A 12,393-nucleotide genomic window follows, 5' to 3' on the forward strand; every position below is an offset into this window, starting at 1 on the left:
CGCCTGTGAGCCCGCCGTGAATTCACTTCCTCTCGTCAGTCTGGTCATTCCCGCCTTCAATCCGCGCTTCTTCGAGCGGACGTTGAACAGTGCGGTGAGCCAGACTTATGGCCAACTCGAAATCATCGTTTGCGACGACAGTCGCGGCAGCGAGATTGAAGCCATCGTTGCGGCGGTAGTCGAGCAGTCCGGCGTCGCCGTGCGTTACGTGCGCAATCCGCGCACCCTGGGCATGGTCGGCAATCTCCAGGCCTGCCTGGAACAGGCGCAGGGCCAATTGGTCAAATTTCTGTGCGACGACGACCATCTCTATGCCGCCTGTGTTGAACAGCAAGCGCAGGAAATGGTGCGTGAGGAAGTCCGGCTGGTGCTGGCTCAGCGCCTGTTCTGGGACGCTGACGACATCATTCTTCCGGCACGTCTGGAAAACACTTCGCTGTCTCCGCTCAGTGGCTTGTTCAAGGGTGACGACCTGCTGGGTATCTTTGAAAAATTTCCGGTCAATGTGCTGGGTGGGTTCACCAATGCGCTGTTCCGCCGGGAAGATCTTGTCGAGTTGCTGCCGGCGTTGACTCAGGAAGGCCACTGTTTTGTGGCAACCCTGGATTTCGCGCTGTTCGTCTGTCTGATGCGGCGCGGCAATGTGGCGGTGTCCAACAATGTGCTGAGTGCCGAGCGTCTGTACCCGGAGCGCCTGAGCGCCCAGCAGTCGATGAAGGATGCGGTTGAAGTCGAGCGCGAGTGGATTCTGCAAATGCTCAAGGCGCGCAGCGGCGAATCTGCGCCTGCGCCGGGTTGGGTTCGCTACATCCCGCTGACCAAGGCTGATGAGACACCCCGGGTCTGGGAAGAGCTGCCTCTGAGCCGCACCCTGGGTACCAAGCAGAGTCGGCAGGAGTGGTGTGTCGGCATCGACAGTTGGAGTTTTGCCGAGCTTTACGCGCAATGGCTGGAGTGCCGGGTGCTCACCGAGGGGCAGCGCAAGTTGCTGCCGGAGACCCTGGCTGGCTGGTCGCATCAGCCGCGCATCGTCCCGATCGTCATCGATCGCGACGGCAGTCGCGACGGCGTCGAGCGCACGCTGGAGGCGCTTGCCGCACAGGATTATCTGCCGGAACTGATTCTGGTGCTGTCCGCTGCCTGTTCCGAGGCCGAGCTCGATGGTTGGGTGTTCCGCATGCCGTTGCAGGACGACGGACTGGAGCAGATCAATGCATTGTTACCGCAACTGGAAGGGGCCGACTGGTTCTACCTGCTGCAGGCCGGCGATCGTCCGGTGGTGTCGGCGTTGTTGATCATGGCCGAGCGCATCGCCCATTCTGCGGCGCTGACGTGTCTGTACAGCGATGAAGGCAGCCTGCGCAACGGCGAATCGGCGGAGCCTGCGTTCAAACCGGATTTCAACCTCGACCTGCTGCGCAGTTACCCGTACGTCGGGCGCGCGCTGGCGTTCAAGCGCGAACGCTTTCTGGCGCTGGGCGGATTCGCGGCGACGTTCGCCGAACTGGCCCCCCACGACGTGCTGTGGCGCATGGTCGAGAGTGATGGTACGCAGGTGGTCGGGCATGTCGCCGAAGTTCTGGTGCAATCGCCCTTCGATCTGTCCGCCTGGCTCGCCGCTCCGGCGGTCATCGAGCAGAATCCGCGTGTACTCGAGGCCCATCTGCAGCGCCTGGGCATTGCCCACGAAATCCGCCGTGGCAGTTCCGGGTTGCTCAATCGTGTCGACTATCGCCATGCCCGGCGTCCGCTGGTGTCGATCATTATTGTGACCAAGGACCAGACGGCTGCCTTGCAGCGCTGCGTCGAGACGCTGTTGGAGAAGACCGCTTACTCCGAGTACGAGTTGTTGCTGGTCGACAACGGCAGCGAAAGCACCGAAGCGCGGGCCTGGCTGGACGGTATGGCAGAGCTGGGCGGCGAGCGGATTCGTGTCCTGAACTACCCGCAGCAGGGCAACGCAGCGGCGCTGCATAATTTTGCGGTAGGGCAGGCGCGTGGTGAATACGTGCTGCTGCTCAATTCGTTTGCGGTAATCACCCAGGCCGACTGGCTCGACGAACTGCTCAATCATGCGCAGCGTCCGGAAGTCGGCGTGGTCGGCGCCAAGCTGTTCAATCCTGATGGGTGCGTGCTGCACGCGGGTCTGATTCTTGGTCTGCAAGGCGCAGTGGGTTTGCCGTTCTATGGTCAGTCGTTGCAGTCGGATGGTTACATGTTCCGGCTGCAAGCGGTCCATGACCTGAGTGCTGTCGGTGGCGATTGCCTGATGGTGCGCAAGGCGGTTTATGAATCTGTCGCCGGTCTCGATGAGCAAGCGCTGAAACAGGCGCTGAATGTTGTGGATCTGTGCCTGAGGATCGGTCAGGAAGGATACCTGGTGGTGTGGACCCCTTATGCCTTGCTGGCACTGGGCGCACGCCCCAGTGTTCAGGCGACGGCAGAAGAGGAGCAATTGCAGCTTCAGGAGCAGGAAACCTTCTACCAGCGCTGGTTGCCGCGCATTGCCCGTGATCCGGCCTTCAACGTCAATTTGTCGTTGCAGGGTGTCGGTGCGACGAGCTTCAGCCTGGAACCGGGCCTGCGTACCGGCTGGAGTGCATTTTCCCGGGCGCAGTTGCCGAACGTGCTTGCCGTGCCGATCAACGCCTCGGCCATCGGTCACTACCGCATGAGCCAGCCGCTGATTGAACTGGAAGCGGCCAACCGCGCTGAAGGGCGGATTTGCTATGGCCTGCCGTCGATCATTGATATCGAGCGTCAGTCCCCGGACGTGATTGTTCTGCAAGGGCGTTATTCGCAAAGTGCCATCGATGAAATTCCGCCGCTGAAGAAGTTCTGCCATGCCCGGCGCATTTTTGAACTCGATGATTATGTGATCGACGTTCCTCATCGCAATGCGCATATTCGCAACATGCCCAATAAACAGGAAATGGAGCGGATGGTACGCAGTGCGATCAGTCTGTGTGATCGGGTGGTGGTATCGACCCAGCCACTGGCCAATGCATTGTCGGACATGCACCACGACATTCGCGTCGTCCCCAACATGCTCGCGCGCAACTTGTGGACTGACTTGCGCAGCCAGCGCCGCACTTCGAAAAAACCACGGGTCGGCTGGGGCGGTGGCACCAGTCACCACGGCGACCTGGCGGTGATTGCCGATGTCGTGCGTGAGCTGGCCAATGAAGTCGACTGGGTGTTCTTCGGCATGTGCCCGGATGATCTGCGTCCGTACATGCATGAATTCCACGGGGTAATCCCGTTGGAAGTGTACCCGGCCAAACTGGCAAGCCTGAATCTCGATCTGGCGCTGGCACCACTGGAATTCCACATCTTCAACGACTGCAAGAGCAACCTGCGTCTGCTGGAGTACGGCGCCTGCGGTTACCCGGTGATCTGCACCGATACCGAGGCCTATCGCGGCTACCTGCCGTGCACCCGGGTCAAGACCAACAGCACCGATGAATGGCTGCAGGCGATCCGCATGCACCTGGCCGATCCCGATGCGAGCTATCGCATGGGCGATGAACTGCGAGAAATCGTATTGCGCGACTACGTACTGCGGGGCGACAACCTGCGCTATTGGGAAAACGGCTGGCTGGCGGATTGACCGGCACTGCTGAAAAAGGCGACTTTCGAGTCGCCTTTTTTGCGTCTTAAATATCCTGTTTGTATCAGTATCGACACTTTTTTACCGCAGAGCCTCAAGCATAGCGCTTTTCCTGTCGATACTTCTCTATTCGCTGACCTCGGACGGTTGCTGCTGGCGTGATCGGCTTGTTACCGGGAGGCAGGTTTCCGGATTCAACAACAATGCAAGGAAGAAGCAAATGGCAGTGATTTATGGGACGAGTGAAGCCGATGTCATGAGCGGCAGTGAAGGCAACGACGAGCTCTTCGGACTGGAATCGGATGATCAGATCTGGGGGACTGCCGGAGCCGATCTGCTGGATGGTGGCGAGGGTTTTGATTTTGTGGATTATCGAATCATGTCTTCGGGCGTCAGCGTCGATATCCGCCAAGGGCTTGCCAGCGTCACGAAGGCAGATGGTTCCATTGACACGCTGGTTGCCATCGAAAAAGTGGTCGGCAGCTTCCTCGATGACACCCTTGCCAGTTCGGTTTCCGGCGTCACGCTGGAAGGCAGTGGCGGGGATGACGTTTACGTCATCGGCAGTGAGGGCGTGACGATCATCGAAGACGAGCGCGGCGGCTACGACGAGTTGCGCACCAGCGTTAACATCCAGAAGATGGACCCGTTCCTCGACAAAATGACCTTCACCGGAACCGGCGACTTCAAGGGCTACGGCAATGCCGAGCACAACGTGATCATTGCCGGCGCCGGTAATGACTGGCTGTGGGGTGGCGACGGCGGCGATCAGTTCATTGGCGGTGAAGGATTCGATACCGTCAGCTACACCGACAGCCTTGAAGGCGTCAGTATCGAGCTCTCGAGCATTTGGGGCGCCACTGGTATTGCATTCGGCGATACCTACTCGAGCATCGAGGCCGTGCAGGGTTCGAATTTCAACGATGTGATCTTCGCCGGCGCAAGCGCAATGGTCATGGACGGTGCCGATGGCTTTGACGCCGTCGATTACAGCCGTTCCAACGACGCGGTCAGCATCGAGTTTCGTGATGGCAAGGGCTTCGGTTCCGGCGACTACGCCGAGGGCGACACCTTGATCAATGTGGAAAAGGTTATCGGGACTAACCTGGACGATCACTTCACTGCCAACTCGGGCGGCGTGACCTTCGAAGGTGGCTGGGGCAGCGACGTCTACACGATCAACAGCGAGGGTGTGACCATCGTCGAGACAGACTCAGGCATGGGGTTTGACGAGCTGTACACCAGCCTGTCGGTCATGAAGATGGATCCGTTCATCGAGCAAATGACCTACACCGGTACAGCCGATTTCACCGGTTATGGCAACGATTCCGACAACTACATCTTCGGCGGCAGCGGCGATGACCTGTTCTACGGTGGCGCCGGACGGGATGTCTTCGTGGGCGGCGCGGGAACGGACATCGTCAGCTATGAGGACAGCGACACGGGTGTGCTGGCCACGCTGTGGAGAATCGGCCAGAACGGCACGGCTGACGGTGACACGCATTACGATGTCGAAGGCTTGCGTGGCAGCCATTTTAACGATGAGCTGGGTGCCAACAGGGAAGATACGATTCTGGAAGGCAGCAGTGGTGACGATACCCTGAACGGCAACGATGGCAACGATCATCTCTATGGCGGGCTGAAGTCCGGTCTCGACGGCGACGCGGCGCAGGCTGACAAATTGTTCGGCGGCAACGGCGATGACGTCATCGTTAGTGCTGCGAATGACCTGGGCACTGTGGCGGAGGGTGGACAAGGCAGTGACACCATCACGGTCCACAACGGCAGTGCCTTTGGTGATGACGGTTTTGACGTGCTCACCGGCACCGGCAACAGTTATCTGTTGTCAGGTGGCAGTGGCAACGACGTGCTGAACCTCAATCTCACGGGGCAGTCGGGCACTGGCGGCATCGCATTGGGCGGTATGGGTGACGATACCTATATCGTGAACACCACTGGGTTGGTATCGATTCAGGACGAGGGCTGGGATATCAATGACACCCTGATCCTGAACAGCATCGCCAATATCAGCCAGTTGAACGTCACCCGCATCGGTGACGACGCCTATCTGCATGGTGCCAACGACGGCAGCGCCGGCGTTCCCGACAACGGCGTGAAGCTGCAAGGCTGGTACGCCGGGTACAACAACATCGAACATCTGCAGACCGCTGACGGCCAGTCCTACGACCTGCCGGCCACGATCGATGGATTCGCGATGTTTGGCTGATCCGTCCGATTCATTGAAGTGGCTTGATGAAGGGGATGATTCCGGCAACGGACTCATCCCTTTTTCATGCCTTGAACTCCCGCCGACGCAGCGCTCGCGGAGCTGGCGCGTTTCCTGCAAGTCCCCCTCAAATCGCCATAAAACGAGCGCTCGCGGTCATCGCAGCGGCGCCGCAGGCGGCAAAAGGGTTAGCCAGACGGCCCGCATCGCTCAACCAAGCCATGCGCAGCCCGGTGACGAACGAGAGGGGAGACGATGAAGGCAGTTATTTTGGCGGGTGGCCTCGGCACGCGCATCAGTGAAGAGTCGCACCTCAAGCCCAAGCCCATGATCGAGATCGGCGGCAAGCCAATTCTCTGGCACATCATGAAGCAGTATTCCGCTCACGGAATCCACGACTTCGTGATTTGCCTGGGCTACAAGGGCTACGCGATCAAGGACTTCTTCGCCAACTACTTCCTGCACACCTCCGACGTCACGTTCGACATGCGCAATAACCGCATGGACGTGCACCAGAACTACAGCGAGCCGTGGAGCGTCACCCTGATCGACACCGGCGAGGAAACCATGACCGGTGGCCGTCTGCTGCGTGCCGGGCGTTACCTCAAGGATGAAGAGGCGTTCTGCTTCACCTACGGCGACGGCGTTTCCGACATCAACATTGCTCAACTCGTCGATTACCACAAAGCCCACGGTCGCCTGGCCACCGTCACCGCGGTGCAGCCGCCGGGACGTTACGGCGCCCTCGAGCGGCAAGGCGATCAGGTGCTGGGTTTCACCGAGAAACCGCGCGGCGACGGTGGCTGGATCAACGGCGGCTTCTTCGTGCTGTCACCCAAAGTCCTGTCCTATATCGCTGGCGATGAAACCACTTGGGAAGCCGAGCCGCTGGCGCGTCTGGCTCAGGAAGAACAGTTGAACGCCTTCGAACACGAAGGCTTCTGGCATCCGATGGACACCCTGCGCGACAAGAACCACCTCGAAGCGCTGTGGCAGAGCGGGGAGGCCCCATGGAAGCAATGGGCCTGAGTGCGGATTTCTGGCGCGGCAAACGCGTACTGATTACCGGCCACACCGGTTTCAAAGGCAGCTGGCTGACCCTGTGGCTGCAAAGCCTCGGCGCGCACGTCAGCGGTTTTTCGCTGGATCCGTCGACCGAACCGAGCCTGTATGAACTGGCGCGGGTTCACGAAGGGATCAACGATCAACGTGGCGATCTGCGTGATCTCGGCGCGTTGCTGGAGATCATCGCCGACACCGAGCCGGAGATCGTCTTGCATCTGGCTGCGCAGCCACTGGTGCGTGAAGGTTATCGCGACCCGCTGGGTACTTATTCCAGCAACGTCATGGGCACGCTGAACCTGCTCGAAGCGATCCGCCAAGTCGGTTGCGTGCGCGCCTGCGTGCTGGTGACCACCGACAAGGTCTACGCCAACAAGGAATGGCTGTGGCCGTACCGCGAAGACGAAGCCCTCGGCGGTCACGATCCTTACAGCAGCAGCAAGGCTTGCTGTGAACTGTTGGCACAGTCTTACGCCGCGTCGTTTTTCCCGGCCGACAAGTACGCTGAACACGGTCTGGCCCTGGCCACCGCGCGCGCCGGCAACGTCCTGGGTGGCGGCGATTTTGCCCCTGAACGGCTGATTCCCGACGTGCTCAAGGCCTGGACCGCAGACGAGCCGGTGACCCTGCGTTACCCGCAAGCCGTGCGCCCGTGGCAGCACGCGCTGGAACCGCTGGCCGGTTACCTGCAACTGGCTGCCGGCCTCTACGAGCAAGGCCCGGAATACGCCGGGGCGTGGAACTTCGGCCCTGGCGAGGCCGACATGTGCAGCGTCGGCGAAGTGGTCGAACTGCTTGCCAACCGCTGGCCACAGGCACGCGGTTTGCGCATCGAAAAAAGCGAACTGCACGAGGCCGGTCTGTTGCGTCTGGACAGCAGTCGCGCCCGTCAGGTGCTGGGCTGGCAGCCACGCTGGACCTTGCAGCAATGCCTGACCCAGACCCTCGACTGGCATCTGGCGTGGCAGAACGGCGATGACATGCGCAACGTCACTCTCGGCCAACTGAACCTGTACCGAGGCGCGCTGTGAGCGAGTTTTCCTTGAAACAGCTGCCGCTGGCGGGGCTGTTCAACGTCCAGCACAAGCGCTTCGAAGATCAGCGCGGGCACTTCGCTAGGCTGTTCTGCGAGGGCAGCCTGAGCGCGTTCGGCCGCGAATTTCATATCCGCCAGATCAACCATTCCTGCACCCGTGAAAAGGGCAGCGTGCGCGGTCTGCATTACCAGAACGCCAACGCTCCGGAAGCCAAGCTGATCACCTGCCTGCGCGGTGAAGTGTGGGACGTGGCGGTGGATCTGCGTCCGGATTCCGAGACCTTTCTGCACTGGCACGCCGAGCACCTCAAGGCTGGCGACGGTCGCAGCCTGTTGATTCCGGCCGGGTTTGCTCACGGTTTTCAGACCCTGACCGAAGACGCCGAACTGCTTTACCTGCACAGCGCCGACTATGCGCCGGAGCACGAGGGCGGCTTGTCGGTGAACGATCCACGGCTGGCGATTGCCTGGCCGTTGCCTGTCAATAATTTGTCAGCGCGGGATTCTAGCCATCCCGCGCTCGATCAACACTTTGCCGGAGTGCGTCTATGAACTGCCGTGGGTGCGCCGCACCGCTGAGCCTGCCGCTGATCGACCTCGGCACCTCGCCACCGTCCAACGCCTACGTGCACGCCGAGCGCCTGGAACAGGCCGAGCAATGGGTGCCGCTCAAGGTCGCCGTGTGCCAGCAATGCTGGCTGGTGCAGACCGAGGATTACACCCGCGCCGACAGCCTGTTCGACGCCGAGTACGCCTATTTCAGTTCGTTCTCCAGCACCTGGCTGGCCCACGCCGAGCGCTATGTCGCCGAGATGGTCGAGCGCTTTGACCTGAGCGCCGACAGCCGTGTGGTCGAAGTCGCAGCCAACGACGGTTACCTGCTGCAGTACGTCGCCGCTCGCGGCATTCCGTGTCTGGGTGTCGAGCCGACCCGCAGCACCGCGCAAGCGGCGCGGGAAAAGGGCCTAGAGATTCGTGAAGTGTTCTTCGGTTGCGACAGCGCTGCGCAACTGCACAGCGAAGGTTGGGGCGCCGACCTGATGGCCGCCAACAATGTGCTCGCGCATGTGCCGGACATCAATGATTTCCTCGGTGGTTTCGCCACGCTGCTCAAGCCGACCGGCGTCGCTACCTTCGAATTTCCGCAACTGCTGACGCTGATGGCCGGCGCGCAGTTCGACACGCTGTACCACGAACACTATTCGTACCTGTCGCTGACCGCCGTGCAGACTTTGTGCGAGCGCAATGGTCTGGAAGTGTTCGACGTCAGTCAGTTGAGCACCCATGGCGGTTCGCTGCGGGTGTTCGTGCAGCGCCAGGACGGTGAGCGTCGTGCGGTGCAGCCAGCGGTGCAGCAACAGTTGCAGGCTGAGCTCGCTGCCGGGGTGAAAACCCCTGAGTACTACGCGACCCTCGCGCCGGCTGCCGAACGCATCAAGCATGAACTGCTGCGCTTCCTGTTGCAGGCCAAGGTCGAGGGCAAGCGTGTGGTCGGTTACGGCGCGGCGGCCAAGGGCAACACCTTGCTCAACTACGCCGGGATCAAACCGGATCTGCTGGCGTGGGTGGCCGATGCCAACCCGCACAAGCAGGGCAAGTTTTTGCCGGGCAGTCGTATTCCGATTGTCGCGCCGGCGCAGATCGACATCGAACAACCGGACTACGTGCTGGTGTTGCCGTGGAACCTGCTGCACGAAGTCAGTCAGCAACTGGGGCAAGTGCGTCAGTGGGACGGGCGCTTCGTGATCGCCGTGCCTGAGATGAAAGTCCTGTGAAAGTCCTGGTCACCGGGGCCACGGGCTTCGTCGGTCGGCATCTGGTCGCGGCGTTGCTGGCGCGCGGCTGCGCGGTACGGGCGGTGGCGCGTAATGTCGAGACCGCGGCGAGCATGCAGTGGATCAACGACGTCGAATTCGTCGCGGCGGATATTCACGCGTCGGATCTCGACATTGCGGCGCTCACCGACGGTATCGACGTGCTGGCGCACTTGGCCTGGCCGGGGTTGCCGAACTATCGGGCGCTGTTCCATTTCGAGCACAACCTGATGGCCGACTACCGCTTTATCAAAGGCGCGGTCGAGGCGGGCGTACCGCAAGTCCTGGTAACCGGCACCTGCTTCGAGTACGGCATGCAAAGCGGCCCGCTCAGCGAAAGTGTCGAGCCGCAGCCGAGCAATCCTTATGGTCTGGCCAAACACACGCTGCAGCTGTTTTTGCAAAATCTGCAGCAGGAAAAACCGTTCACCTTGCAGTGGGCGCGCCTGTTCTACCTGCATGGCGAAGGGCAGAACCCCAACAGTCTGCTGGCGGCGCTGGACCGGGCGATCGATAGCGGCGATGCGTCATTCAACATGTCTGGCGGCGAGCAGCTGCGGGACTTTTTGCCGATCGCCAGCGCCGCCGATTACCTCGCCGCGATCGTCCATCAGCGCGATTTCAACGGCGTGATCAATTGCGCCAGCGGCCAGCCGGTATCGGTGCGCGCACTGGTTGAACAACGTCTGCGCGAGCGCGGTGCGGCACTGAATCTGAACCTCGGCCATTACCCCTATCCGACCCATGAACCGATGGCGTTCTGGGCCGTGACCGAGCGTTTGCAACAGCTACTGGGAGAACCGCAATGAGGCACGAGTTGTATCGGGTCACCGACCTGCCGGTGTTGCAGAACCGCACCTTTGCCGACCCTGAATCGGCAAAGGCGTCGGCCAGCGCCGACATGCTGCTGGTGCAGGATGAGCGCAGCGGCCTGATCTTCAACGCCGCGTTCGATGCCGACAAGCTCAGCTATGACGCCGACTATCAGAACGAACAGGCCCATTCGGGCCAGTTCCAGAAGCACCTGAGCGACGTCGAAGGCATCATCGCCAAACACTTCAAGGGCCAGGAGCTGATCGAGGTCGGCTGCGGCAAGGGCTACTTTCTTGAGTTGCTCAAGGGCCTCGGTTATTCGATCACCGGGATCGATCCGGCCTACGAAGGCGAAAACGCCGACGTGATCAAGGCGCCGTTCACCCGAGGTCTAGGCCTGGCAGCTGACGCCATTGTCCTGCGCCATGTGCTGGAACACATCGAAGACCCGGTCAGCTTTCTGGCGGTGATCGCCGAAGCCAATCAGGGCGGGCAGATCTACATCGAAGTGCCGTGCTTCGACTGGATTCTCGAGCACAAGGCCTGGTTCGACTTGTTCTACGAGCACGTCAATTATTTCCGCCTCGATGACCTGCGCCGGATGTTCGGCACCGTGCACGAGGCCGGCCACCTGTTTGGCGGCCAGTACCTGTACATCGTCGCCGACCTGTCGACGTTGCGCCTGACCCCGGATCAACCGGTGCCACGCCTGACGCTGCCGGACGGTTTCACGGCGAGCCTTGAGCGTGCAGTGCAGATCATCCAGTCCGCACCTGAACAGGGTTCGGCGATCTGGGGCGCGTCGTCCAAAGGCGTGATCTATTCGCTGTTCCTGCAGCGCGCGGGTGTCGCGGTGGATCGCGTGGTGGATATCAACCCCGCCAAGCAGGGACGTTATCTGCCACTGAGCGGCGCGCGGGTGTCCTCGCCGCAAGAGGCCATGGATGCCTTGCCCGAAGGCGCCAACCTGTTTGTGATGAACTCCAATTACCTCGAAGAAATCAAGCGGATGACCGGTGGACGTTACGTCTATCACGCCGTTGACAGCGCTTCGTTCCAGTGACCCTTGAGATTTTGAAAATGACCGACAACAGCATCAACAAAGCCTTCGAAGCCGAGTGCCGGGAACAGATCGCCCAGCAGGGTGACGACCAGAAACTGACTGGCCTGGCCCGTGATTTCTTCAACGAATCGGCCAAACACAAGTACAGCTATCACTTCTCGTGGATGGGCCGCCCGATCATCCAGCTGCCGCAGGACATGATGGCAATGCAGGAGATCATCTGGCAGGTCAAGCCGGATCTGGTCATCGAGTGCGGCATCGCCCACGGCGGTTCGATCATCTATTACGCCTCTCTGCTGGAACTGCAAGGTCACGGCGAAGTGCTGGGCATCGACCTCGACATCCGCCCGCACAACCGTGAAGCGATCGAAAGCCACCCGATGGCCAAGCGCATCAAGATGATCGAAGGTTCGAGCATCGACCCGGCCATCGCCGCTCAGGTGCAGGCTGCGGCCAAAGGCAAGAAGGTCATTCTGGTGCTCGACTCCAACCACACCCACGACCACGTGCTCGAAGAGCTGCGCCTGTATGCGCCGCTGGTGTCGGTCGACAGCTACTGCGTGGTGATGGACACCGTGGTTGAAGACATGCCGGCCGATTTCTTCCCGGATCGCCCATGGGGCCCGGGCGACAACCCGAAAACCGCGGTGTGGAAGTACCTGGAAGAGAATCAGGACTTCGAGATCGACCAGCAGTTGCAGAACAAGCTGCTGATCACCGTGGCGCCGGACGGCTATCTGCGTCGCGTTCGTTAATTCGCACCATCAC

At 60.7% G+C, this 12,393-nt stretch carries 9 protein-coding genes; all 9 read left to right on the top strand.

Annotated features, from left to right (window positions below):
• Positions 1-16: 16 nt before the first annotated feature.
• The 9 genes from ACTJKS_RS16740 (at position 17) to ACTJKS_RS16780 (ending at position 12,380) form a co-directional block, all read left to right on the top strand.
• The gene (locus tag ACTJKS_RS16740; RefSeq protein ID WP_108182023.1) at positions 17-3,610 is read left to right on the top strand and encodes a glycosyltransferase; all 3,594 of its coding nucleotides are present in this window, start codon (positions 17-19) and stop codon (positions 3,608-3,610) included.
• Positions 3,611-3,830: 220 nt separating this feature from the next.
• Positions 3,831-5,837 carry a calcium-binding protein gene (locus tag ACTJKS_RS16745; RefSeq protein WP_108182024.1) on the top strand — a complete coding sequence of 669 codons (2,007 nt, stop codon included), beginning with the start codon at positions 3,831-3,833 and terminating at the stop codon, positions 5,835-5,837.
• Positions 5,838-6,092: 255 nt separating this feature from the next.
• Entirely contained in the window at positions 6,093-6,866 is a 774-nt protein-coding gene (gene rfbF, locus ACTJKS_RS16750; protein WP_108182025.1) for a glucose-1-phosphate cytidylyltransferase, read from the top strand.
• Complete coding sequence (rfbG, locus tag ACTJKS_RS16755; RefSeq protein WP_108182026.1) at positions 6,848-7,930, top strand: CDP-glucose 4,6-dehydratase; 1,083 nt, start codon at positions 6,848-6,850, stop codon at positions 7,928-7,930. Before rfbF ends, rfbG begins: the two co-directional genes overlap by 19 nt.
• Positions 7,927-8,487 carry a dTDP-4-dehydrorhamnose 3,5-epimerase family protein gene (locus ACTJKS_RS16760; RefSeq protein ID WP_108182027.1) on the top strand — a complete coding sequence of 187 codons (561 nt, stop codon included), beginning with the start codon at positions 7,927-7,929 and terminating at the stop codon, positions 8,485-8,487. Before rfbG ends, ACTJKS_RS16760 begins: the two co-directional genes overlap by 4 nt.
• Positions 8,484-9,710, top strand: a complete 1,227-nt coding sequence (locus tag ACTJKS_RS16765) for a class I SAM-dependent methyltransferase (protein WP_108182028.1) — start codon at positions 8,484-8,486, stop codon at positions 9,708-9,710. Before ACTJKS_RS16760 ends, ACTJKS_RS16765 begins: the two co-directional genes overlap by 4 nt.
• A complete protein-coding gene (locus ACTJKS_RS16770) occupies positions 9,707-10,558 on the top strand; it encodes an NAD-dependent epimerase/dehydratase family protein (protein WP_108182029.1) in 852 nt (283 codons plus the stop codon). The genes ACTJKS_RS16765 and ACTJKS_RS16770 overlap by 4 nt, the downstream gene beginning before the upstream one ends.
• Complete coding sequence (locus ACTJKS_RS16775) at positions 10,555-11,625, top strand: class I SAM-dependent methyltransferase (RefSeq protein WP_108182030.1); 1,071 nt, start codon at positions 10,555-10,557, stop codon at positions 11,623-11,625. The genes ACTJKS_RS16770 and ACTJKS_RS16775 overlap by 4 nt, the downstream gene beginning before the upstream one ends.
• A gap of 17 nt (positions 11,626-11,642) precedes the next feature.
• Positions 11,643-12,380 (top strand): cephalosporin hydroxylase family protein, encoded by a 738-nt coding sequence (locus ACTJKS_RS16780; protein WP_047292500.1) that lies wholly within the window; start codon positions 11,643-11,645, stop codon positions 12,378-12,380.
• Positions 12,381-12,393: the final 13 nt, after the last annotated feature.

It is taken from the genome of Pseudomonas sp. 22189 (assembly GCF_052045635.1).
Classification (GTDB): Bacteria; Pseudomonadota; Gammaproteobacteria; order Pseudomonadales; family Pseudomonadaceae; genus Aquipseudomonas; species Aquipseudomonas parakoreensis.